Source organism: Pacificimonas flava (genome assembly GCF_000342165.1).
Lineage (GTDB): Bacteria > Pseudomonadota > Alphaproteobacteria > Sphingomonadales > Sphingomonadaceae > Pacificimonas > Pacificimonas flava.
The window spans coordinates 79,696-103,520 of the sequence record NZ_AMRV01000008.1 but is presented as its reverse complement, the minus strand read 5'-3'; the positions used below and the strand labels follow the sequence as shown (position 1 = coordinate 103,520).

Sequence of the window (23,825 nt, the reverse complement as noted above, 5' to 3'; positions counted from 1 at the left end):
AAGCTGAAAAGCCCCGCACGGGGCCAGAACAGGAATATGATTAATAGTATCTAATGCTGCGGGACGGAATATATTTCGCCATCGCACTACCAGCCTCGAGCGGTGCCGAAATGAAGGCGCAGTTTTCTTTCTTGAGGGCAAATCTTCGCGAGGTCTGCAATCAAGGACAGAATCACCGTTCCAGGTGAGGGCGTTAGAAAATTTGACAGTTTAGGCGTCAGGTTTTCACCGCCGAAGTTCTCATGCTGCGAATGCGAAAATCCATGAATTGGCGTAAAGTCGTCACAATTCTTATGTCGCTTTTGACTCATATGATAATTCGTATATATCGATTTGCAGAGGATTCCTGGGGAGGGTTCGAATGCAAAATCGAGTTATTCTTGCGTGCACGACATCTGCGTTCGCGCTTGTCGCAATTCCGACCGGCGCGATGGCGCAGGACGAAACCGTCACGGTCGAAAGTCCGCCCGACGACACGTCCCAATCCGAAGAGATCGTCATCACGGCGATCCAGCGCAGCATCGAAACATCACAATCGATCAAGCGGGAATCGGATCAGATCGTGGAATCCATCGTGGCGGAGGACATCGGCAAGCTGCCAGATGTGACCGCCACGGAATCGCTTGCTCGCCTTACCGGCGTACAGGTCGATTACGCGAATGGTACCGCCGCCGGCACGCGGATACGGGGTCTGCCCAATATCACCACGACCTATAATGGACGCCAGCTGTTCACCGGTCAGGGGCGCTCCGTTGCGCTTCAGGATTTCCCCTCAAGCAGCATAGCGCGCCTTGACGTCTACAAGTCGGGCAGTGCCGATCTTATCGAGCCCGGCATCGCCGGACTGATCGATGTCCGTGCGCGCAAGCCGCTGAATTTCCGGGGAGACCGCATCGCCGGCGGTCTCAACGGCGTGCACTGGCACCAATCGCAGAAGTTTGGGATCGATGCGAACCTGCTTGTCAGCAAGCGCTGGAAGACGGGCATCGGCGATATCGGCTTCCTGGTGGAGGGCTCCTATACCGAAATCAAGTTCCTCGATTCATCTCGCAATGTCAGCCAGCAGATTTTGCAGCGCGAAGTCGCCGGACTCGGCACGATCCGCTACCCGTCCTTCGTCAACATCAACTACAACACGGCCGATCGGTCGCGCCCCTCCGTCGCGACGGCGCTGCAATGGCGGCCGACGACCGAGCTTGAATTCTACGCGGACTTCCTGTTTCAGGGGTATCGCAACACCGGTTTCGGTCGCAATCTTCAGGTCAATTCCGGTCAGCGGGCGAACCTGAGCGACGTCGTCCTGATCCCCGGCACCGACCAGGTAAAGAGCATGACGGCGAGCGCCGGCGGCTTTCCCACGGGCGTACAGCGGGCGATCGACGCCCACACGGACACGTATCAGGCCGGCACCGGCTTCATCTGGGACCGTGACAGGTTGGAAATAACCGGCGACGTCGCGTTCACGGATTCGACGTTCACGCAGAACGGGCTGAATTTCAACTTTGGCGGAATTGTGCCCCAAGCCACGCGCGCGTTCGATTTCGATATCGACAGCGGCGTCGGCGGCGGGACCGTTGTGGTGCTTGACGACGATCTGACCGACCCCGCGCGCTACCGCATGACAGGTCTCGGTCAGAACGGCTCTCGCAACCATGGTCGTGATTGGCAGGGGCGGCTCGATCTGGACTATCGGCTCGGATCGGGAATGCTCACCAACCTGCAAACCGGCATCCGGTTCAACACGCGCGACTTCGATCAATCGAACTACACGGAAAGCGGCGTGGCGCCGGGCGGTCAGTTCTTCCCGCTCCTGCCCCTGGAGTATACCGGGACCTCGCCGGGTTTCCGCGGCGATGACGCAAGGATCACGCGCACGTTCCTGACGCCCACGCCCGACAGCCTGCTGGCGAACTTGCCTGCGCTCAGGGACATTGTCGGCCTGCCTGCCGAACGCGCGCCGCTCGAAGAGGTGTTTTTCGGCAACGAGAAGGCCTACGCCGGATATCTTCAAGGCCGCTACGCCTTCGACCTCGGCATGATGACGGTCGATGGTCTCGTCGGACTGCGGGCCGTTCACACGGAAAACGAGATCAACGGTTTCGATCGGAGCACGACAGGCGGCGTCACGACCACAGTGCCGGTGTCGAACAACAACAGCTATACCGATTTCCTTCCCAACGCGAGCGCGCGCCTGCGCATTACGCCGGAGCTGCAATTCCGCCTCGCCTATACGGAAACGCGCAGCCGCCCCGGCTTCGGCGATCTGAATCCTTCGCTGACGATCGGCGCGCCATCGACGACCTGCAACATCGATCCCAACGATCCGGATTGCGTCCGTGTATCCACAGGCGGCAACGCAGAGCTCGATCCCGTCAGGTCGCAGAATTACGACGCATCGCTGGAGTGGTATTTCACGCGAAGCGGCTCGCTGACCTTCGGCGCGTTCAATCGCGAAGTTACCGGCTTCGTCTCGAACTTCACCAGCGATGTGGAAGATGCCGAATTTGGCCGCCTGCGTGTCACCCGGCCGTTCAATGGAGGCGACGGCAGGCTGCGTGGCATCGAGACCGCGTTCCGCTCCTTCCTTCGGTTCCCGGGCGCGCCGGATTGGGTGCGGAATTTCGGAGTCATGGCGAATTATACCTACATCGATCATGAGTCCGAATTGCCGCAGGAGCTGGCGGAAACGCTGCCCGGCAAGCAGCGATTGGCTGGCATTTCCAACCATATCGCCAATGCCGGGATCTTCTATGACAGCCGCTTTTTCTCCGCCCGGGCGTCCTACAACTACCGTTCCAACTACGTGGTTCGATACAGCCGCGTGAACGATCCCGCTTTGGGCAATGCGGTGCTCGGTCCGACGTTGCCGATCATCGAGGATGGCCGCGGCACGCTCGACATTAACGGAACGATCGATCCCACCCGGAATGTCACCTTGGCCTTCAGCATCGCCAACCTTCTTGGCGCTGCGGCAACGAACCATCGCCAGTTCAATCAGGAAGGGCAGGTCTATCCCTGGCAGACCCGCTTCCTGGAGACCGTGTATCGCGTGGGGGTTCGTTTCCGCTTCTAGGTAAAACGTCGCCATGTCCAACGGGTCGGGAGAGCGTGAATGATCGCACGTCGCCGCTTTATGAAAAGCTTCGCCTTGGCGCTCGCGGGGTCGATGCTGGCGAGCGTGGCCAGTGCCGCGTCGCCGCCCCGACCGCGGACGACAGCGGAAAGCCCGCCCAATATCGTCATGATCCTGGTCGACGATATGGGGTTTTCCGACCTTGGCAGCTATGGGGGTGAAATCCCCACCCCCAATATCGATGCGCTGGCGAAAACAGGCCTGCGCTTCACCCAGTTCTATAACAATGCGCGCTGCAGCCCGACGCGCGCAGCCCTGCTGACCGGCCTCAATCCGCACCAGGCGGGCATGGGATATCTGTCGGGCAAGATCGAGCCGCAGTCGCGTGGCACATTCGGAAGGCTGCACGAGCGCAGCGTGACGATCGCCCAGTTGCTACGCCGCTCCGGGTATATGACGGCGATGACGGGCAAGTGGCACCTGGGCAATCGGCCGGGGACGACGCCGGCCACGCGCGGGTTCGACCGGTCGCTGTCGGCTGTCGCGGGCGGCATTTATTTTTCCGACCAGACATTCGGTCGGCGCCGCGCTAGACGTCATCTGCTGCGCGACGGCAAGCGCATAGGGCTGAACGACCCCTCGCTCGGCGACGATTGGTATGGAACCGATCTGTGGACCGACTGGGGCATGCGCTACATCGATGAGGCGCGGGAGAAGAAGAAGCCGTTCTTCCTCTATCTGGCCCACACCGCGCCGCATTTCCCGCTGATGGCGCCGCAGCCGGATATCGAACGCTTTACCGGGAAATATCGCGCCGGATGGGCCGAACTGCGTAAGGAGCGCTTCGAGCGGCAGCAGCAGATGGGCCTGATCGGACCGAACACCGGCTTGGGCAAGGTGTCGGAGGCCGCCGACGATTGGGATTCGCTGTCGGAAGAGGAAAAAGAACGCTTCGACCGCATAATGGCGGTCTATGCCGCAACGATCAGCCGCATCGACCGGTCCGTCGGCCGGTTGACGGCGCACCTGAAGGGGACCGGTCAATTCGACAATACGCTGATCCTGTTCCTGTCCGACAATGGTGGAAACGCTGAATCCGGGCCGCAAGGCCGTACGGGTGCCGAACCCTGGGGCGGCCCGAACAGCAATGTCTGGGCAGGCATGAATTGGGCGGTGCTCCAGAACACGCCGTTTCATTCGTTCAAGCATTTCACGCACGAAGGCGGCATCGCCACGCCGCTGATCGCACATTGGCCAGCCGGTATCGCGGCCGACCTACAGGGCCGCCTGGAGCGGACCCCTGCTCATGTGATCGACATCATGCCGACGCTTCTGGACCTGACCGACACGCCCTATCCCGAAAATTTCGGCCGGAGCGCGATCCTGCCGCTGGAGGGAATGAGTCTTGCCCCCTTACTGAGGGGGCGGACGGCGCTCCGCGACAAGCCACTGTTCTGGGCGCACGAAGGAAATCGCGCGGTACGCGATGGCCGGTGGAAGGCTGTGAAGCGGCTCGGCTATCCCTGGCAATTGTTCGACATGGACACCGATCGCACCGAACGAACGGATCTGGCACGGGCGCACCCCTCGCGTCTCAGGGCGATGGCTGCAGCATGGGATCAGTGGGCCGAACGCACCTATGTCGATGAATGGACTGACGATGTTCGCCGGGCCGACTGGGGCGCGCCGATGACCACAAGCAGCCGGTCCGCAAGCGGAGTGCGGGAGCATTGAGCTGAACGACGAGGGGGATACCCGCGCCAAGCTTGCCGAAGGTTGCCATTTGCCTCCCGCCGCTTTGCAAGGCTCCGTGAAGCGATCCCGATACGGGTGCGTTGCGCCGCTGCGCTGCACCTCTTAAGCGCTGGCTCTGAAAAGCTGAGAAGGACGGAGATTATGGGTTACCGCGTCGTCGTGGTGGGCGCGACCGGCAATGTCGGCCGCGAAATGCTGAACATCCTGTCGGAGCGTGAATTTCCGCTCGATGCGCTGGCGGTGGTCGCCTCCAGCCGCAGCCAGGGCCGCATGATCGATTTCGGCGACACGGGCGAGGAGCTGAAGGTTCAGTCTATCGAGCACTTCGATTTTACCGGCTGGGATATCGCGCTGTTCGCGGCAGGTTCCGGCCCGACGAAGGAGTACGCCCCCCGCGCGGCAAAGGCAGGCTGCATCGTCATCGACAATTCCTCGCTTTACCGCATGGAGCCCGACGTGCCGCTGGTCGTGCCGGAGGTGAATCCCGATGCCGTCACGAAGATGAAGCGGAACATCATCGCCAACCCGAACTGCTCGACCGCGCAGATGGTCGTCGCGCTGAAGCCGCTGCACGACGCAGCGACGATCAAGCGCGTGGTCGTTTCGACCTATCAGTCGGTGTCGGGTGCCGGCAAGGAGGCGATGGACGAGCTCTTCAACCAGACGCGCGCCATCTTCGTTGGGGACCCGAAGGAGAATGAGGTCTTCACGAAGCAGATTGCCTTCAATGTCATTCCGCATATCGACAAGTTCCTCGAGGATGGCTCCACGAAGGAAGAGTGGAAGATGATCGCCGAAACGCACAAGATCCTCGATCCCGATATCGAGGTGACGGCAACCTGCGTGCGCGTGCCGGTCTTCGTCGGCCATTCCGAAAGCATCAATATCGAGTTCGAGAACGAGCTGAGTGTCGAGGAGGCGCGGAAGATCCTGCGGGAGGCGCCGGGCTGCATGGTCGTCGACAAGCGGGAGGATGGCGGCTACGTCACCCCCGTCGAATGCGTCGGCGAATATGCGACCTATATCAGCCGCATTCGCAAGGACCCGACGGTGAAGCACGGCCTGAACCTGTGGTGCGTCAGCGATAATTTGAGGAAGGGCGCGGCGCTGAACGCGGTGCAGATCGCGGAACTTCTCGGCCGCAAGCAACTGCAAAAGGGCTAGAGGCGCAGCCCGGCGCCCGTCCGGCCGCCCGGCCCCTTATCCGAAGATCGACCAGCCGGTCCGCTCGGCGATCTCCCTCAGCGCGCGGGCACCCAGAAGGCTGGTGCCCTCGCGGTTCAGGCCGGGCGACCAGACGGCGATGGAGGCTCGGTCCGGCACGATGGCCAGGATACCGCCGCCAACCCCGGACTTGCCGCAAAAACCGACTTCGAAGGCGAACTGACCGCTATTGTCGTAATGGCCGCAGGTCAGCATCAGCGAATTGATGCGGCGGCAACGGGCGGTCGTCGTGACGCGGTGTCCGGTTTCCGGATCGACGCCGTCGCAGGCCAGGAACAGCGCCGCTTCGGCCAATTGCTCGCACGACATGGTGAGGGCGCACTGCCGGAAATAAACGCCAAGGACCGTTTCGACGGGATTTAGCAGGCGCCCGAAATCCTCCATGAAGTAGGCCAGGCTGCGGTTGCGCGCGCCGGTGCGGCTTTCCGACTGCGCCACGTCGCGGTCGTAATCGACGCTGTCGTCGCGCGCCAGCTTGCGCAGCAGCGACACCAGCTCGTCGAACGCGTCCTCGTCGCTGCGCCTGTCGATCAGGCGGTCGGTCGTGACGATGGCGCCCGCATTGATGAAGGGATTGCGCGGGATGCCGCGTTCCCGCTCCAGCTGCACGATGGAATTGAACGGATCGCCGGACGGTTCGCGCCCGACCACGTCGAACAGCGCGTCGCCGTGCCGGTCGATGGCGAGCGCCAGCACGAACACCTTCGATATGCTTTGTATGGAAAAGGGCTCCGCCGCGTCGCCGGCCGTGAACCGCCTGCCGTCTGGCGTCACCACCGCGATACCGAACTTCGCAGCATCCACCTCGGCGAGCGCCGGGATATAGTCGGCGACCTTGCCCGCACCGCGGCTGTCGGCAAGCGCGCGATAGGTGTCGTCGACGATCTCTTGCAGGTCCATGGCGCGAGGGGGTAGCCGATCGCGGCGTTCTGCGGAAGCCGCAGCGGCGCACCTGCCGCGCGGCGATTCTGAACCATCATCGCCGCCAGACATTCAGGCATGCATGGATAGCGACACTCTTCACGACGACCCTGTAAACGGGGCGCCCTGGAACATTCTGGCAAGCGGCGGGCCAATTCTGGCCACCTCCATCCATGCCGGCCACCGCATCCGCAAGGAACTCGATCCCTGGCTGGTCGCCGACGAGCAGACGCGGCTGCGGGAGGAGGACCCGATGACGGATTATTTCCTGACCGCGGCGGGCAATGTCGCGCGCGCCAACCGCTCGCGCTTCGAATGCGATCTCAACCGGTCCCGCGACCTCTGCATCACCAGCGATCCCGAAAAGACCTGGGGCCTCAAAATCTGGTCGGAGGATCTTCCGGAGGAACAGATGGAGGCCTCCCGCCGGCTGCACGATGCCTTCTACGCCGAGATCGGTGCGGTTATCGAGCGCATGATCGCCCGGTATGGCCGGATTCTGGTTCTCGACCTCCACAGCTTCAATCACATGCGGGAGGGGCCGGATGGCGATCCGGCGCCGCAGGAGGGCAATCCCGACATCGACCTGGGCGTGACGGAACTGAACCATGACATTTACGGCGATCTGCTGAACCGCTTCACCGAAACGCTGCGCGCGGAGCCGGTATGCGGGAACACGCCCGATGTGCGTCACAACAAGCGCTTTCCCGACGGCGGCCATTTCCCCGAATGGGTCTATGCCACCTATGGCGACGCCGCCTGCACCGTCACGCTGGAATACAAGAAATTCTTCATGAACGAGTGGGGCGAGCAGGCCAATATCCTTGCGCTGCAACATCTGCGCGGCGGCGTACTGCGTGCGGTGGCGGGGGCGCGTGCCGATCTTGCCGGACTGTCGTGATGGCGGCGCGTGGCAATGCCGATCCGGCGGAGAAGGCGCCCGGCCTGTGCAGTGCGGCGCACAGGGTGGACGATACGCTCAGCGAAATGGACGGACGTATCGACTGGCTCAGCCGCTTGACGCCGGTGAACCTCGACGATGTCTTTGCAGGCTTTAAGGTATCCGGTTTCCGCGACATGCCCGCGCTCCGATACGATGCCGGCCTGGACGACCTGGAGGGCATGCGCCGCGAACTGTTCGCGCTTCCCGTGCGAGAGATCGAGAACGAACTCGTCGAGGCCTTGCTGATGGAAAAGCAGCGGGAACTCGACCGTCAGCTTGAACTTGTCCGCCTGCGCGGCGGCAAGGGCTTTATCCAGGCCAGCCTCGATCTCTTCGGCGATGTGAGCACTCGTCTCCTCGACGAAGCGGAGGAGATCATCGAGAGTGTGCCCGCACAGGAGCCCGAACCGCGCGATGCGGATTGCGAGGCGTTCTGCGAACTCGCCCGGGAAGAGCTCGCCTGGTACCGCGACCGCATTCCCGAGCTTGCGGCCGAGGTCGTGGTCGATCCGCATCCGGGCACCCACGTCTTCGTTTCGCAGGGCAATCTGCATGTGGCATGCGACTACCGCGTTCCGGTCAGCCATATGATCCCGCTGATGGGGCATGAGATCGGCACCCATGTCGTCACGCGTTACAATGGGCGCCAGCAGCCGCTGAGAACGCTCGAGGTCGGTCTGGCCGATTATGACGCCTTGCAGGAGGGGCTTGGCGTCCTGTCCGAGTATCTGTCCGGTTATTTGCCGCCCATGCGGCTGCGTACGCTCGCGGCCAGGGTCATCGCCGCGCACATGGCGCTGCAGGAAAAATCACCGGCCGAAATCTTCGCGGCCATGTACGATCATTGTCACATGGGGGAGGAACTGTCCTTCTCCACGACCATTCGGGCGCTGCGCGGCGGGGGCATGACGAAGGACGCGCTTTATCTGTCCGGCCTGTCGGACCTCGTTCGCTATCTGAATCACGATGGCGATTTCGAGGCGCTGTTTATCGGCAAGTTCGCGTTGAAGCACATTCACACCCTGGAAACGCTGCGGGAGCAGGGCATCGTCATGCCTCCCGCGCTCCTGCCCCGCTATCTCGAAGATCCCGCCGCGCGGGACCGTCTGGACCATGTCCGCACGATTTCCGTCACCGAACTCTATCAGAAAGCCCCCGCATGAAGCTCGCCTTCGTCATCAACGATCTCGCCACCGAGCAGTCGAACTATACCACTATCCGCCTCAGCCGTATCGCCAGCGCCCGCGGGCATACGGTGGCACTGATCGGCCTTGGCGACTTCATCTACGATCCCGAGGGGGAGATTTGCGCGATGGCGACCCTCGTCGGAAAGACGAAGTTCGAAAAGGACGAGGCCTTCCTTGAGGAGATACAGACGAACCGCGAGCGTGAGCGTATCTGCCTTGCCGATTACGACATATTGATGCTGCGATCGGATCCCGCCCAGGAAATGGGGACGCGCGATTGGGCGCCGGCCGCCGGGCTGCTGTTCTCGCAGATCGCGGCAAAGAGCGGCACGATCGTCCTCAACGATCCCAAGCACCTGACGGACGCGGTCAACAAGACCTATTTCCAGCACTTCCCGGAAAGCGTGCGGCCGAAGACGCTGATCACGCGCGAGCCGGAGGAGGTGAAGCGCTTCGTCGACGCACAGAAGGGCGGCAAGGCCGTTATCAAGCCGCTTCAGGGTTCTGGCGGGCAGGGCGTCTTCATCATCGACAAGAAGTCGGGCCGGAACATGAACCAGATCATCGAGGCCGTGACCCGCGACGGCTATGCCATCGTGCAGGAATATCTGGCGAAGGCGAAGGACGGCGACATTCGCATGATCACGCTGAACGGCCGGCCGCTGAAGGTGGGCGACACCTATGCCTGTCTGCACCGGTTCAGTCAGACGGAGGATCACCGCTCCAACATTTCCGCCGGGGGCGGCGTGGAGATGATCGAACCGGACGAGGATATGCTGAAGGTGGCGGAGCTTGCCGGACCGAAGCTGATCGAGGACGGCATGTACCTTTGCGGTCTCGACATCGTCGGCGACAAGATGATGGAGATCAACGTCGACACGCCCGGCGGCATCAACTTCCTGGAAGATCTCAGCGGCGTCGATTTCTGCGGCGCGATCCTCGACGATCTGGAACGCAAGGTGCGTCTGAAGGAGCAGTATGGCGGCTCGCTGAACAACCTGCAGCTTGCCGTGTTGTGACACGTCGCGTTTTGAGGGCGCGCGTCTTCCTGCTTCCAAAATAGGACCGCGTCGGCCACAAGATGTCGGACAGGATCCGAGGCCGGATCGCCGCTCTCCCGCGCATGTGCGCGTGTATGAGTGTACACTTTGTCAACTTCGCCCCGGCGGCACCTGTTGCGCCGCCGCCCTGCACCAGAGGAGGCTTCCCTGAGCCGGACCCACCGTTTCGAGAGTTTCGATGGCACCGAACTCGCCTGGCACGAGGTGGGGGCGGGGCGGCCGCTCCTCCTCATGCATGGCCTGTTTTCAAGCGCGGAGGTGAACTGGATCAAATTCGGCACGGCGGCGCGGCTGGCCGACGCCGGCTATCGCTGCCTGATGCTCGATTTCAGGGTGCATGGCGACAGCGCGGCGCCGGAAGACGAGGCGGCCTATCCGACAGGCGTTCTCGAAAAGGATCTGGCCGCATGGACGGATTATTTGGGAATTCAGGATTATGATCTGGCGGGCTTCTCGCTGGGTGCGCGAACGGCGGCGATCGGCGTTCTCGACGGGCTGGCGCCCCGCCGCCTTGCCCTGTGCGGCATGGGACTGGAGGGCATTTGCGATCATGATCGCGGCACCAGCATTGGCGAATATGTCGGCATCATCGACACATTCGGCACGCACAAGCCGGGCAGCGAGGAGTATTTCACGCAGCAGTTCCTCAAGACCAACAAGGTCGACCTGACTGCCGCGCGTCACTTGCTGCACACACTGCGCGACGCGGACCGCGCGGCGCTCGGCGATATGAACATTCCCGCCGCCGTCATCTGCGGCGAGGAGGACAAGTATCTCGCCGATGCAAAGGCACTTGCCGCACATCTGCCGGACGCGGCGTTCACCGAAATCGCCGGCACGCATATGTCGTCGGTGACCAAGCCCGATCTTGGGGAGGCGCTGGCCGCGTTCTTCGGTTCGCCGCCATCCGCTTGACGGCAGCGCGGCATTCGCTTTCAAACGAAACGATCTTTTTGTGAGCTGAGGGGCATCACCATGTTGAAGCAGATTTCCACCGCCGCGCTGGCGGCCGCCATCCTGTCCGGCTGCGCGGCAGCTTCCGCGCAGAGTCCGGCCACGGGTGCCAGCGAAACCGCGTCCCAGGCGGATGGCGCCGCTCCGACCGCGGCAGACGCGGCTGCCTTTGTCGCCGATGCGGAAAAGCGGCTGGCGGAACTCAGCGTCTATGCGGGGAAGGCGGCGTGGGTGAACGCGACGCACATCACCGTCGATACCGATTACCTGGCGGCCCGCGCGGGTGCGGAATATACCGAACTCGGCGTCGAATTGGCGAACGAGGCGGCGAAATATGTCGACGTTCCGGGCCTCGACTACGACACCAGCCGAAAGCTGAACATGCTGCGGCAGGGTCTGACGGCACCGGCCCCCAATGTGCCTGGCGCGGCCGACGAACTGTCGACGCTCCTGACTGGCCTTCAGTCCGCCTATGGTAAGGGAACCGGCACCTACAAGGGAGAGGTGACGCGCGGCAACGATCTGGAGGCGCTGATGGGCACCGTGCGCGATCCGGCGCTACTGCAGGAAATGTGGACGTCCTGGCACAAGATCGGCGCGCCCATGAAGGACGATTATGCGCGCTTCGTGGAGATTTCCAACGCCGGGGCGAAGGAACTGGGCTACGCCGACACCGGCGCGATGTGGCGGTCCGGCTATGACATGGCACCGGACGAGTTCGCCGCCCTCCTCGACCGTAACTGGCAGGAGGTGAAGCCGCTCTACGACCAGCTCCACTGCTATGTCCGTGCCCGGCTGAACGAGAAGTACGGCGACGAGGTGCAGCCGGCGACCGGTCCGATCCGCGCCGACCTTCTCGGCAATATGTGGGCGCAGGAATGGGGCAACATCTATGACGTCGTCGCCCCGGCGGGTGCCGGCGACCTTGGCTACGACCTGACCGACCTGCTGGTTCAGGCGGACTATACGCCCATCCAGATCGTGGAGACGGGAGAATCGTTCTTCTCCTCGCTCGGCTTCGCCGAACTGCCGGAGACGTTCTGGGAACGCAGCATGATCACGGCGCCGCGTGACCGGGAAGTCGTGTGCCATGCCAGCGCCTGGGACGTTGACAATGTCGACGATCTGCGCATCAAGATGTGCACGAAGGTGAATGCCGACGATTTCACGACCGCGCATCACGAGCTGGGCCACAATTACTATCAGCGCGCGTACAACCAGCAGCCCTTCCTCTACAAGAATTCCGCCAATGATGGCTTTCACGAGGCGGTGGGCGATTTCATCGCGCTGTCGGTGACGCCGGACTATCTGGTGAAGCTGAACCTGCTCGATCCGGCGAACGTGCCGGACGAGTCCAAGGATATCGGCCTCCTCCTGCGCCAGGCGATGGACAAGGTCGCGTTCCTGCCCTTCGGTCTTCTGATCGACAAATGGCGGTGGCAGGTCTTTTCCGGCGAGGTGACGCCGGCGACCTACAATCAGGCCTGGACCGATCTTCGCCGCGAATATCAGGGCATCGTCCCGCCGGGCGGGGAGCGGCCGGCAGATGCCTTCGATCCGGGCGCGAAATATCACGTGCCCGGCAACACGCCGTACACCCGCTACTTCATGGCGCGGCTTCTGCAGTTCCAGTTCCACAAGGCTGCCTGCGAACAGGCCGGTTGGCAGGGGCCGCTGCACCGCTGCTCCATCTACAACAACAAGGCGGTGGGCGAGCGCCTGAACCAGATGCTGGCCATGGGCGCCAGCAAGCCGTGGCCCGACGCCCTCGAAGCCTTCACCGGAACGCGGGAAATGTCCGGCAAGGCCATGCTGGCCTATTTCCAGCCACTGCAGGCCTGGCTGGAGGAGCAGAACGAGGGCCGCGCCTGCGGCTGGTCGTCGGCAAGCTGAGCCAAGGGAGGAGGGTCGAATGACCGTATGTGCAGGCGCATGCCGCTCCCTTGCGGGCCTCGCCGCCCTTGTTCTCGCCAGCGCCGCCGTCGGTTCATATCCGGCGTCGGCGCAGGCGCCTGTTCTGGCTCAGGGCGAGACGCTGCTCCAGCTCTCCGCCGAGGGTCGATCGGACGCCGTCCCTGACCTTGCCATCATGTCCGCGGGCGTCGTGACCGCGGGGGAAACGGTGGCAGCCGCGATGGCCGCGAACAATGCGGCTGCGGCGCGGATCGTTGCAGAGGCGAAGGCCGGGGGCGTGGAGGACCGGGATGTCCAGACGCAGCGTATAAATGTCTCGCCGCGTTTTGCCGGGGAGGATGGGGGCGCGCGTGCGCCCCGGGTTCCTGGGGACGACCCGCCGCGCATCACCGGCTATGTCGCATCGAACGCCGTAGAGATCCGAATTCGTGATCTCGACAGAGCCTCTGCGCTCATCGGAGAGGTTTTCGCAGCGGGGGCCAACAGTGTGAACGGCCCGGATTTTGTTCTGCAGGATGATGAAGAGGCGGCACGGGACGCGCGCGCCGATGCCATCGCGACCCTACGGGCCGAGGCGGAGGATTATGCCGCCGCGCTCGGCAAGCGTGTCGCGCGCATCGTCTTCATCGGCGACCACCGGCGCGGTAGCGGTGATGAGGGGCGGGTCGTTATCACCGGCAGCCGCATTGCCGGAGGGCGCTACAGCGCAGCCCCGGCTGCCCCGACACCGCTGGAGGCCGGCAGTCTGGAGGTGTCCACGCGGGTCTGGGGCGATTTCGTCCTCGCCGATTAGGCGGGGGAGCTGGCTCGTTCCGGCACCATCTGTTCGTCCGCGATGCCGGCTTGGTATTGCGCGCTACTGTCGCGCCCGTCCGGCTGATGAGCGCCGTTCCCGCGCCGGGCACCATCGCCAGAGCCGCGATCACTGCCGAAACTGGGACGGCCGGATGCGTGCGCGTGGTTTCTGCGTTTCAGCGCCGCGGCGCCCAGCAATGCAGCCCCGCCGGCAATGGCTGCGGTTCGCCATGGATGCAACTGCGCCTCCAGCGCCAGTGAGGTGCGGCGAACATAATGATCCTTGTTGCCATCGACGCTACCGTCGCGGCGCGGCTCGAACAGATTGTCGCGCATACCGGGCCGTGCGGGCGTCTCGTCGGTCTGGCCGGATTCGCCGAAGAACGTCTCCATCACCTTGTCCATCAGACGCGGCGCGATATTGCCGCCCTTCGTCAGTACGAGCCCCTGACCGCCGACGGTGATGTCCCGTTTCGGATGCGCGCAAGCATGGCAGATGGCCTTCGCGACGAGGCGCGGATCGTAGACGACAGGCGGGATGCGCGGCGGCTTGTCGAGTTCACTATGGGCATGTTCGGGATAGGGGGTCTGCATCCCGTTCGGCTTGATCAGCGTAACGGAAATGGGCGCGTCCTCCGCTTCCAGTTCCATCCTCAGCGCCTCGGTAAATCCGGCGACGGCGTGTTTCATGGCCGAATAGGCGCCCTGGATCGGCACCGATCGTTCCGAAAGCACGGAACCGACATTGATAATGGCGCCGCCCCGGTCCTTCAGCTTTCGGGCGGCATACTGGCTTGCACTCACGAGACCGAAATAGCCGGTGTCGAAAATGCGGCGATGTTCGTCCATGTCCGTTTTAAGAAGAGGCGCGAACATGGCGGCGGCAGCGTTGTTCACCCAGCTGTCGAAACCGCCGAACCGCTCTTGGGCACACGCCCCGATGCGCTCGGCCGCGTCGGGCTCGCCAATGTCCACAGCGACCCACGCCGCCTCACCGCCGCGAGACTCGATCGAGCGTGCCGCATCGGCCAGCGCCTCTGCGTTTCGGGCGGAGAGAACGACGTTCGCGCCTGCGTCAGCAGCACGATAGGCCGTCGCGAGACCGATGCCGCTCGACGCGCCGGTGATGACGATCGTCTGATCGGACAGGGCTTTGTGGTTGGAGAACATGAAAGGGGTCCTTCGTCGGAGAGAGAGGTGTCTCATCCCCAACGAAAGACGCCCCCGCACGGTCCGCCGATCAGCCGGAAATTTGTTGTAACATATGTTCCGCCGAGGATACGCGGAAATCGCCCGGTTGCTCCAGGTTCAGCTCGGCGACGCGGCCGTCCTTCACGATCATGGAGTAGCGCTGCGAACGCTTGCCCATGCCGAAACCCGAACCGTCCATCGTCAGACCGAGAGCCTCGGCGAAGTCGCCATTGCCGTCTGCGAGCATAGTGATCTTTTCGCCCACATCGGCGCTCTTGCCCCAGGCATCCATGACGAAGGTGTCGTTGACGGACACGCAGGCGATCTCGTCGACGCCCTTGCCCTTCAGATCGTCGGCCTTCTCGACAAAGCCGGGCAGGTGTTTCGCGGAGCAAGTCGGCGTGAAGGCGCCCGGCACGGCGAACAGCGCAACCGTGCGTCCCTCGAAAAATTCCTTGGTGTTCACCGGGCGCGGCCCCTCGCTGGTCATGCGCGTCAGGGTCGCTTCGGGAATGGTGTCGCCTACGGATACGGTCATGGTGTCATTTCCTCCTGAAAGATTTTGCCCTCGCCAGATCGCTCGCCCATCAAGCGAACGCGGCCGCGCGCTTGTTCCGGGCTCATGCCGCGCTGCCTCTTGTTCAGGCGTGGCATGGGCGCCACCTAGCGGGTAGGCAGGCCATATGACAGACACGCAATTTCAATCCGGACAGTTTCTGCTTTCCATGCCCGGCATGGGCGACGAACGCTTCGAGCGGGCGGTGATCGCCGTGTGCTCGCATGACGAGGAGGCGGCGCTCGGCATCGTCGTCAACCATATTCGCGGCGACGTCGACGCGCACGGGCTTCTCGAGAAGCTCGAGATCGAGGTTGGCGACATGCCGAAGGCGCCGGTCTTCGCCGGCGGACCGGTCGAACCCGCGCGCGGGTTCGTGCTGCATTCGACCGATTATGAGGGGCAGGGCACGCTGTCCGTCGCGGGCCGCTGGGCTTTGACGGCCACGCTCGACATTCTGCGTGATATCGCGCGCGGCAACGGGCCCGCTCGTTGGATGATCGCGCTTGGCTATACGGGCTGGGGCGAGGGGCAATTGGAAACGGAAATGACGCGGCACGGCTGGATGCCGGCGGCGGGCGACACTGACCTGCTGTGGGAAACGCCCATCGAGGACCGTTGGAAGACCGCCTTTGCGGGAGAGGGGATCGACGTCGGCATGCTGTCGGCCAAGGCGGGGAACGCCTGAGGCCGGCACCGGTTCTTGGCATATAAAGAAATCTTTATATTTGCCCCAAGCGGGCACAGCGTTTATGCCGTGCGCAATTTTCTAACCCGCTTTGAATAGCGACCCGCAGGAGCCCAGACCATGGCCGACGACTATATCATCGCCGACATCAGCCTCGCCAAATATGGCCGCACCGAACTCGACATCGCGGAGACGGAAATGCCCGGCCTGATGGCGACGCGCGAGGAATTCGGCAGCGCCAAGCCGCTGAAGGGCGCACGCATTGCCGGTTGTCTGCACATGACGATCCAGACGGCGGCGCTGATCGAGACGCTGACCGCGCTCGGGGCCGATGTGCGCTGGGCCAGCTGCAACATCTATTCCACCCAGGATCACGCCGCGGCGGCCGTAGCGGAATCGGGCGTGCCCGTCTTCGCCAAGAAGGGCGAGACGCTCGCCGAATATTGGGAGTATGTCGACAAGATCTTCCAGTGGGACGGCGAGCCCTGCAATCTGATCCTCGATGATGGCGGCGATGCGACCATGTACATCATCTGGGGCGCCCGCGTCGAAGAGGGCGAGGCGCTTCCCGCGCCGCAGAACGAGGAGGAGGAGGAGTTCCAGAAGGCGCTGAATATGCGCCTGAAGGAAAGCCCCGGCTTCTTCGTGAAGACCCGCGATGCCATTCGCGGCGTTTCGGAAGAGACGACGACGGGCGTTCACCGCCTCTACGATCTTGCCAAGAAGGGCAAGCTTCCGTTCCCGGCGATCAACGTCAACGACAGCGTCACCAAGTCGAAGTTCGACAACAAATATGGCTGCAAGGAATCGCTGGTCGACGGCATCCGCCGCGGCACGGACGTCATGATGGCCGGCAAGGTCGCGGTCGTCGCCGGTTACGGCGATGTCGGCAAGGGTTCCGCCGCCTCTCTGCGCGGTGCCGGCGCCCGCGTTATCGTGACCGAAATCGATCCCATCTGCGCGCTGCAGGCCTCGATGGACGGTTTTGCCGTGATGACCATGGAGGAGGCCGTGAAGCACGGCGACATCTTCGTGACGACGACCGGCAACAAGGATGTCATCACCATCGATCACATGCGCGAGATGAAGGACATGGCGATCGTCGGCAATATCGGCCATTTCGACAATGAGATTCAGGTCGGCGCGCTGAAGAACCTGGAGCGGGTGGAGGTGAAGCCGCAGGTGGACATGTACACTTTCCCGGACGGTCACCGCATGATCCTTTTGTCGCAGGGCCGCCTCCTCAACCTCGGCAATGCGACGGGCCATCCCAGCTTCGTCATGTCCGCCAGCTTCACCAACCAGGTGCTGGCGCAGATCGAACTGTGGAAGAATTACGAGGATTATGAGAACCAGGTCTACGTCCTGCCGAAGCATCTCGACGAGAAGGTCGCCAAGCTGCACCTCGACAAGCTGAACGCGAAGCTGACGCAGCTCACCGACGAACAGGCGGCCTATATCGGCGTCGAAAAGACCGGCCCCTTCAAGACGGATGCGTATCGCTACTGAACGTTGTGCGAACCATCAAAGGGAAGGGGCGCATCCGTTGGAATGCGCCCCTTTTTCTAGATCAGAAGAGGTTCGCCGTTTGCACGCTGAGGCCGAGGAAATAATAACGGCCATAGGGCGATACCGGATAGGCTGAACTGTTCCGGAACGGCTTTTCGTCCGAGATATTGTTCACGCCGGCGTAAAGACGCATACGCTCGGAAAATTCATAGCCGACGGTGGCGTCGTGAATGAAATATTCTTTCGCAAATCCACGCGGTCCCGCTACGACGTCCGCGGTCTCGATCTCCACTCCGCGCAGCGCCATGGAATCGAGATACTGTAGCCCGTAGCGTAGCGAGAAGGGGCCGTTCTGCCAGGCCGCCGAGAAGGTACCTTGCCATTCCGGCCGCCCCTGCTCGCTCAGTTCCGGATCGACAGCATCCGGGTTGGCCGGATCGAAGAAATAATCGAGCTTGTCCACCCAGCCGACATTCGTGCGAAGGGTGAAATCGTTTCGTCCCAGGCCAAAGCGATAGATCGCGGTCGCGTCGACCCCGGCCGTCTCGATACGGCCGAAGTTGAGTTGCGTCTGCCGCAAGAACGCGAGCCCAAAGTCGGAGCGGCGGTCGAACTGGCCGCAGAACTGGTTCGGAAAGGTGGCGCTGTCGTAGCATTGGTCGACAATGTCCTGAGCGGATACCGATCCGACCGCGTCCTTGATCCTGATGTTGTAGTAATCGGCCGACAGGCTCAGGCCGGGCAGGAAACGCGGCTGCAGGACAACGCCGGCTGTCCAGGTCTTGGCGGTCTCCTCCCGCAGGTCGGGATTGCCGCCGGTCGTGCCGGGAAAGCGCGCCGTCAGGGGATCGGTGTATCCGGCTGGCGCGCCATCGGCCAGGCAGTTCGCCTGACGAATGTCCGCGCGCGCGGGGTCGCTCTGCCGCAGGACCTGGATCTGGTTCACATCGCAAGGATCGATCGGACGGAAAACGGTTCCCTGCGCGGGGTCGAACAATTCCGCGATGTTCGGGGCCCGCACGGCTTGGGCATAGGTGGCGCGAAAGCGGATGTCGGGAACAGGCGCCCAGATGCCGTTCACATTCCAGGTGAATGTCTGCCCGACCGTAGAGTAATCCGAGAAGCGCGCGGCGCCTGCAAGCTCCAGCGATTCAAAGAACGGACGGCCGGACAGGATCGGCAGATTCAGCTCCGTGAAGGCATCGAATACGCTATATTCGCCGCCCGAATTGAAGGTGCGGGTAGAGGCATCGAAATCAAGCGCCTGATTGCCGCTGATATCGCCGATAAAATCACCGGCGCTGCCATCAATCGTGTCGATCTTAAGAATGCCGCGAGTGAAATCGTTGAAGCGGGAGGTGCTTTCCTCCTTTCGCATTTCGACGCCGACAGCGAATTGCGGCGCTCCGCCCTGCAAGGTGACGATCGTGCCGAGATCGCCGGTCAGGCTCGCTGCCACGACGAACTGGTCGAGCTCGAACTTGTTCGTTGTCGGCGTGGTGATGAAATCCACGCCGGCCTGCGAAACCGACTGTGCGCCGTTGAATAGGGTGATCGGCGCACATTGGCCGTCGCCGGGATTGAACGTGAAGAAGCCGGGTTCGATTACAGGGAAGATCTCGCTTCCCGGATAGGGATTTGCGCCCCCGTCCAGATCGGAGCGGCAGACGATATTGCCATTTGGGGTTCCCGTCAGGAACTGCCCCTCGTCGACCGCGTCGAGCGCCGCGAACAGACGGTCGTAGAGGACGGAATTGGAGAATGTGACGTCCGATTTGAAGTGTCCGTAATTCGCGTAGAGTTCGTAATCCAGATGCTCGGTCATCTCCCCTTCGATGCCGACCACGAAGCGGTACGTTTCGCGGTCTGCCTCCGTAAAACCAGGGCCGAGGTCCGTGAAATCGCGGGAGACACGCAGGCCGCCGGCATCGTCGGCATCGGCTTGCAGGACAGCGGGAATGAACGGATTGTCGGGGCGGATGAGCAGGCTGTCGTAAAATGTGTTGTACGGGTTCTGCGTCACGGTATCGGAACGGGCATATTTGCCGTCGAAGAAGAGCGTGGCTGTCGACGAGACCTCAAAGGATGTACGCAGGTTGATGTAATAGCGCTCGTTCTCGGGGATGAGTGACTGCGGACTGTTGCTCTCGCCTGCACCGTCGCCGCCGAACTGGTTCGTTGCGGTGGCGATGGTGCCGTCCTCGAAGATGCGGACGCCGCCGCCCTCGGTGGTGACATAGCAGCCCCCGCCGCCAAAGCCGGTGAAGCCGATGAAGGACTCTTCGCAATCCTGAATCCCGTTGCCGTTCACGTCGGCTTGAAAGAAGCCGAAATCATTTCGGAAGACGAGGCCGGAATTGGACGAAATGGCGAAGGCGGGAAATGCCTCGAACGCGTTAGACGGGGCGGCCAGTGCGCGGTCGATCAGGGCCTGCTCCGCACCGGTCGGCGCCCGCCCGCCGAAAATCTCGTCATATGTCTCCGAACCCGGTAGAGGGATCGAGAACCCGTACGGATACAGACCATTATCGACGGTGAAATAATCGAAGAAGGACGGGGTCGAGGAGGCGGAAATGTCGCCCTTCTGGAAGCGAAGGTCGGGGCTGCCATAGGTCAGGCCGGCATTGGCGATCCGATTGTTGGCGGCATAGGAGCGGTCCTCCATCTGCAGTTCCTCAATGCGGGAATAGCCGCCGGAAAGCGTGATGTTTCCGCGCCCCTCCGCGAAATTCCGGCCGATGGTCAGGTCGGCCGAACCGGTAAACCCGTCACCTTCTTCCGAAAGGCCGACCTGCCCGCTGGCTGAAATGCCCTCGAAATCCTCCTTCAATATGTAATTGACGACGCCGGTAACAGCGTCTGCACCGTAGACGGCAGAGGCGCCGCCGGTCAGGACCTCGACGGATTCGATGAGGCCTGTGGGGATAGTGGCCACGTCGACAATCTGCGAGCCTGCGACGCCGGCGACGTGGCGCTTGCCGTTTACCAGCACCAGCGTACGATTGGCGCCGAGACCGCGCAGTTCGAGCGTCGCTTGCCCGACACCCCCGCTGCCCCTCTCGATGGAGTCCACGATCGTGCCGGACTGCGACAGCGCAGGAATCTCTCGCAGAGCCTCGGCCGGATCGACGACGCCCGTCTGCTGAATGTCCTGCGCCGAGATTGATGTGATCGGTGACGGGGCAACATCGTTCGGGTCTCGCTCAAGTCGTGAGCCAGTAACGACGATGACAGAAGAGTCCGGTCCGGCAGCCTCTTCACCATCGGTATTCAGTGGCAGTTCCGGTGTTTGTGCAGACAGTGCGGTGGTCAGCGCGATTGCCGCGTAGGAGCAGCCGCATGTTACCGCGGCTCGAAGCGAGCGCATAATCGTCATTTATAGTCCCCCTCGATACAAGATCTTCGCCGCTCGCTCGGCTTTCGGGACCCACTTTGTTTTGTTATTGCAGAAAGCCCTATCGACGCGGAGATGTCAACTTGGAATGGTGCGCCGCAGCAAAGATGTGCCGCTTCTCCTTCTTGGTTGAACGAAGGCTTGCGTTTCCTTGTCATCGCCGCCGGTGGGTCGTAATACTCGGCCGGTGAGTTTCGCGCATCTTCGCACGCGGCCCCGCCGGCCCTTTAACCGAAGGCTCGAGGCATTGCTTCAATGACCCCCGATCTCGGCATTGCCGTGCTGTTTCTCGTCGGCGGCGCCTGGCTGCTCGTGGCGGTTTGGGCGGTGGTACGGGCGGCGCGGATTGGCGCTCAGGTGAAGGTCGCGCAAGCCTGGGGGCTGCGGCTGCGGGGACTGCTCGCGACAGCGCCGGGGGCCTATCTGATCGTCGGCGACGCCGGGCGCATCACCATGTCCGATACCCTGCGTCGGTGGCTCAATCTCGGCAGCCGCGCCTCGCGCCTGTCCGAACTGGGGCCGAGCGAGACGGCGGGGCTGGACGGCGCGGATTTCACCGATTTCGAGAATGCCGTATCGAGCGCTGCCGTGTCCGGCGTGCCCTTCACCATGTCGGTCAGGACCGTGGATGGCAGTCTGCTTCGCGCCGAGGGGGTGAGCGCACCGCCGGAAGTGGCGGGCGATCGCGGTGTGGTCGTCTGGTTCAGCGACCTTTCGGATACCGCCGAGCGGCTGCGTGCGATGGAGGAGGAGCGGCGCACCGAACTCGAGCGCTCGCAGGCGGCCCGCGCGATCATCGAGCAGGCCCCGGTGCCGCTCTGGCGGCGCGATGCCAATCTGAAGCTCGTCGAGGTGAACGGCGCCTATGCGCGGGCGGTCGATGCGGCGACGCCCGCCGCCGCGGTCGAGGCCGGGGCCGAACTTCTCGCCGGACCGCTCTCCACCGGCGCTCATGCCGCGGCGCGGCAGGTGCTGGAGAGCGGTGAGATGATGGTGCGGGAGGAGACCGCCATCATCGACGGCGAGCGCCGGCGCCTGCGCATTGCCGAGGTTCCGCTGAAAAGCGGCGGGGTGGCCGGCTATGCACTGGATATCAGCGATGTGGAGGACGCCCGGGCCGAACGCGACCGGCTGCTGAATGCGCAAAGCAACATTTTCGCGCGGCTGTCCGCGGGCGTTGCGCGTTTTGGATCCGACCGGCATCTGATCGCAGCGAACCAGGCGTTCCTGCGCCTGTTCAAATTCGATGAAAGCATGCTGCTGGAAGCGCCGGAATTCGACCGCGTGCTGGAGCGCATGCGCGAGGCGCGGCGCTTGCCCGAACAACGCGACTTTCCGGGGTGGAAGGCCGAGCGGCGGGAATGGTTTCACAGTGCGGAGGGAAGCCTGGAGGAAACCTGGGTGCTGCCGGACAATGAGGTTCTGCGCGTCATTGCCCAGCCCGCGCCCGATGGCGGGCTGGTCATCATTTTCGAGGATCAGTCGGAGCGCCTGCGCCTCGCCTCTTCGCGCGATCAGCTTGTCCGCGTGCAGGATACGACGCTGCAGAACCTGCACGAGGCGGTGGCGGTCTTCGGCAGTTCGGGCCGGTTGCAATTCTACAACCAGGCCTTTCGCATCATGTGGGGCGTGCCCCCGCACGTGCTGGAATCGAGTCCGCATGTCGACGAACTGTTCGGCAGTGCGCAGGCGCAGATGGCTGGTGGCGGCGTCAAGGAACTGATGCGCGGCCTGATCCGCGTCAGCACCGAGGGCCGGGCGGAACGCAACGGCCGGATCGAGCTGACAGGCGACCGCTATGTACGCTTCTCCGCCGTGCCTTTGCCCGACGGCAATGCGCTGTTCACCTTCGATGACATCACCGATACGGAGCGGGTCGAATTGGCTCTGCGCGACCGCAACGAAGCTCTCGAAACCGCGGATCGGGCCAAGAGCCGGTTCGTCGAGAACATGTCCTACGAACTGCGCACGCCGCTGACGGCCATTTCGGGCTTCGGGGAAATGTTGAGTACCGGCCTTGCCGGCGAACTTACGAAACAGCAGGCCGATTATGTAGGATCGATCCTGACCTCCGCCGAGCGGCTGCGCGTGATGATCAACGGCATTATCGACCTCGCGCTCAGCGATGCGAAGGGTATCGTCCTCAACGCCGAAGAGGCGGACATCGGCGATCTTCTGGACGGTGCGATCGCGATGGTTCGCGGTATGGCCGAGGATCGCAGGCTCGTCGTCAGCGGCGCGGCGGCGGAAAATATGGAACCGCTCTCCGCCGATGGCGTGCGGCTTCAGCAGGCGGTCTACAACCTGCTTTCGAATGCCGTGCGCTTTACGCCGGAGGGAGGACGCATCAACGTCGTCGCCGCCAGCGAGGGAAACGATGTGGTGATCACGGTCAGCGACAATGGCATCGGCATACCGGCGGAGGACCAGCCGCACATCTTCGAGCGTTTCTTCAAGGCCTCGAATGCGGCGCGGACACCGGGTGTGGGCCTTGGCCTCTCCTTCGTGCAGGAAGTCGTGCAATTGCACGGCGGCGATATCGAGGTCCGGTCCGCCGTCGGCAAGGGTACGCGCATGACCCTGCGTCTTCCGCGCAAAAGCCGGCCGCCGCTTGCCGAACCCTCTCGCCCGATTGGCCTGGCCCGTTAGCTCATGGAGCG

Annotated in this window: 16 protein-coding genes; 12 read left to right on the top strand and 4 right to left on the bottom strand. The window is 62.9% G+C overall.

Translation table 11 applies throughout. From position 1 onward, the window contains the following. Window positions 1–361 precede the first annotated feature (361 nt). The 3 genes from C725_RS11505 to C725_RS11495 all read left to right on the top strand — a co-directional run bounded on the left by C725_RS11505 (window position 362) and on the right by C725_RS11495 (window position 5,992). A complete protein-coding gene (locus C725_RS11505; protein ID WP_008603139.1) occupies window positions 362–3,073 on the top strand; it encodes a TonB-dependent receptor in 2,712 nt (903 codons plus the stop codon). A gap of 39 nt (window positions 3,074–3,112) precedes the next feature. Further along, window positions 3,113–4,807 carry an arylsulfatase gene (locus C725_RS11500; protein WP_008603137.1) on the top strand — a complete coding sequence of 565 codons (1,695 nt, stop codon included), beginning with the start codon at window positions 3,113–3,115 and terminating at the stop codon, window positions 4,805–4,807. A 162-nt stretch (window positions 4,808–4,969) separates the two neighbouring features. Continuing rightward, window positions 4,970–5,992 (top strand): aspartate-semialdehyde dehydrogenase, encoded by a 1,023-nt coding sequence (locus C725_RS11495; RefSeq protein ID WP_008603134.1) that lies wholly within the window; start codon window positions 4,970–4,972, stop codon window positions 5,990–5,992. 36 nt (window positions 5,993–6,028) lie between these two features. On the opposite strand, the gene C725_RS11490 is transcribed toward C725_RS11495, so the two are convergent. Further along, a complete protein-coding gene (locus C725_RS11490) occupies window positions 6,029–6,952 on the bottom strand; it encodes a glutaminase (RefSeq protein ID WP_008603132.1) in 924 nt (307 codons plus the stop codon). 103 nt (window positions 6,953–7,055) lie between these two features. Here C725_RS11490 and C725_RS11485 point away from each other — a divergent pair, with 103 nt between their 5' ends. The 6 genes from C725_RS11485 to C725_RS11460 all read left to right on the top strand — a co-directional run bounded on the left by C725_RS11485 (window position 7,056) and on the right by C725_RS11460 (window position 13,825). Further along, window positions 7,056–7,874: an N-formylglutamate amidohydrolase gene (locus C725_RS11485; protein WP_008603129.1), complete on the top strand. Its 819-nt coding sequence runs from the start codon at window positions 7,056–7,058 to the stop codon at window positions 7,872–7,874. Continuing rightward, a complete protein-coding gene (locus C725_RS11480) occupies window positions 7,874–9,079 on the top strand; it encodes a tyrosine/phenylalanine carboxypeptidase domain-containing protein (RefSeq protein WP_008603127.1) in 1,206 nt (401 codons plus the stop codon). The genes C725_RS11485 and C725_RS11480 overlap by 1 nt, the downstream gene beginning before the upstream one ends. Next, the gene (locus C725_RS11475; RefSeq protein WP_008603125.1) at window positions 9,076–10,122 is read left to right on the top strand and encodes an ATP-grasp domain-containing protein; all 1,047 of its coding nucleotides are present in this window, start codon (window positions 9,076–9,078) and stop codon (window positions 10,120–10,122) included. Before C725_RS11480 ends, C725_RS11475 begins: the two co-directional genes overlap by 4 nt. 129 nt (window positions 10,123–10,251) lie before the next feature. After that, complete coding sequence (locus tag C725_RS11470) at window positions 10,252–11,079, top strand: alpha/beta fold hydrolase (protein ID WP_243442742.1); 828 nt, start codon at window positions 10,252–10,254, stop codon at window positions 11,077–11,079. 60 nt (window positions 11,080–11,139) lie between these two features. Next, window positions 11,140–13,011: a M2 family metallopeptidase gene (locus C725_RS11465; RefSeq protein ID WP_008603121.1), complete on the top strand. Its 1,872-nt coding sequence runs from the start codon at window positions 11,140–11,142 to the stop codon at window positions 13,009–13,011. A gap of 19 nt (window positions 13,012–13,030) precedes the next feature. Next, a complete protein-coding gene (locus tag C725_RS11460) occupies window positions 13,031–13,825 on the top strand; it encodes an SIMPL domain-containing protein (protein ID WP_008603119.1) in 795 nt (264 codons plus the stop codon). On the opposite strand, the gene C725_RS11455 is transcribed toward C725_RS11460, so the two are convergent. Together C725_RS11455 and C725_RS11450 are read right to left on the bottom strand one after the other, a co-directional pair. Beyond that, complete coding sequence (locus tag C725_RS11455) at window positions 13,822–14,997, bottom strand: SDR family oxidoreductase (protein WP_008603117.1); 1,176 nt, start codon at window positions 14,995–14,997, stop codon at window positions 13,822–13,824. The genes C725_RS11460 and C725_RS11455 overlap by 4 nt on opposite strands. Before the next feature lie 70 nt (window positions 14,998–15,067). After that, the gene (locus C725_RS11450; RefSeq protein WP_008603114.1) at window positions 15,068–15,556 is read right to left on the bottom strand and encodes a peroxiredoxin; all 489 of its coding nucleotides are present in this window, start codon (window positions 15,554–15,556) and stop codon (window positions 15,068–15,070) included. A gap of 145 nt (window positions 15,557–15,701) precedes the next feature. On the opposite strand from C725_RS11450, the gene C725_RS11445 reads away from it, so the two are divergent. Both C725_RS11445 and ahcY read left to right on the top strand, forming a co-directional pair. Further along, the gene (locus C725_RS11445) at window positions 15,702–16,262 is read left to right on the top strand and encodes a YqgE/AlgH family protein (protein ID WP_008603111.1); all 561 of its coding nucleotides are present in this window, start codon (window positions 15,702–15,704) and stop codon (window positions 16,260–16,262) included. A 120-nt stretch (window positions 16,263–16,382) separates the two neighbouring features. Further along, a complete protein-coding gene (gene ahcY, locus C725_RS11440; RefSeq protein WP_008603109.1) occupies window positions 16,383–17,771 on the top strand; it encodes an adenosylhomocysteinase in 1,389 nt (462 codons plus the stop codon). A gap of 61 nt (window positions 17,772–17,832) precedes the next feature. On the opposite strand, the gene C725_RS11435 is transcribed toward ahcY, so the two are convergent. Next, on the bottom strand, window positions 17,833–21,147 hold the full coding sequence (locus C725_RS11435; protein ID WP_149864654.1) for a TonB-dependent receptor domain-containing protein: 3,315 nt from the start codon (window positions 21,145–21,147) through the stop codon (window positions 17,833–17,835). Window positions 21,148–21,420: 273 nt separating this feature from the next. On the opposite strand from C725_RS11435, the gene C725_RS11430 reads away from it, so the two are divergent. After that, window positions 21,421–23,814 carry a PAS domain-containing sensor histidine kinase gene (locus C725_RS11430; protein ID WP_008603106.1) on the top strand — a complete coding sequence of 798 codons (2,394 nt, stop codon included), beginning with the start codon at window positions 21,421–21,423 and terminating at the stop codon, window positions 23,812–23,814. The last annotated feature ends 11 nt before the right edge of the window (window positions 23,815–23,825 follow it).

Coding starts and splice junctions, on each gene's coding strand:
- C725_RS11455 (WP_008603117.1), bottom strand. CDS start 14,997: ATGTTCTCCAACCACAAAGCCCTGTCCGATCAGACGATCGTCATCACC.
- C725_RS11500 (WP_008603137.1), top strand. CDS start 3,113: ATGATCGCACGTCGCCGCTTTATGAAAAGCTTCGCCTTGGCGCTCGCG.
- C725_RS11445 (WP_008603111.1), top strand. CDS start 15,702: ATGACAGACACGCAATTTCAATCCGGACAGTTTCTGCTTTCCATGCCC.
- C725_RS11430 (WP_008603106.1), top strand. CDS start 21,421: ATGACCCCCGATCTCGGCATTGCCGTGCTGTTTCTCGTCGGCGGCGCC.
- C725_RS11490 (WP_008603132.1), bottom strand. CDS start 6,952: ATGGACCTGCAAGAGATCGTCGACGACACCTATCGCGCGCTTGCCGAC.
- ahcY (WP_008603109.1), top strand. CDS start 16,383: ATGGCCGACGACTATATCATCGCCGACATCAGCCTCGCCAAATATGGC.
- C725_RS11435 (WP_149864654.1), bottom strand. CDS start 21,147: ATGACGATTATGCGCTCGCTTCGAGCCGCGGTAACATGCGGCTGCTCC.
- C725_RS11460 (WP_008603119.1), top strand. CDS start 13,031: ATGACCGTATGTGCAGGCGCATGCCGCTCCCTTGCGGGCCTCGCCGCC.
- C725_RS11465 (WP_008603121.1), top strand. CDS start 11,140: ATGTTGAAGCAGATTTCCACCGCCGCGCTGGCGGCCGCCATCCTGTCC.
- C725_RS11475 (WP_008603125.1), top strand. CDS start 9,076: ATGAAGCTCGCCTTCGTCATCAACGATCTCGCCACCGAGCAGTCGAAC.
- C725_RS11505 (WP_008603139.1), top strand. CDS start 362: ATGCAAAATCGAGTTATTCTTGCGTGCACGACATCTGCGTTCGCGCTT.
- C725_RS11495 (WP_008603134.1), top strand. CDS start 4,970: ATGGGTTACCGCGTCGTCGTGGTGGGCGCGACCGGCAATGTCGGCCGC.
- C725_RS11480 (WP_008603127.1), top strand. CDS start 7,874: ATGGCGGCGCGTGGCAATGCCGATCCGGCGGAGAAGGCGCCCGGCCTG.
- C725_RS11450 (WP_008603114.1), bottom strand. CDS start 15,556: ATGACCGTATCCGTAGGCGACACCATTCCCGAAGCGACCCTGACGCGC.
- C725_RS11485 (WP_008603129.1), top strand. CDS start 7,056: ATGGATAGCGACACTCTTCACGACGACCCTGTAAACGGGGCGCCCTGG.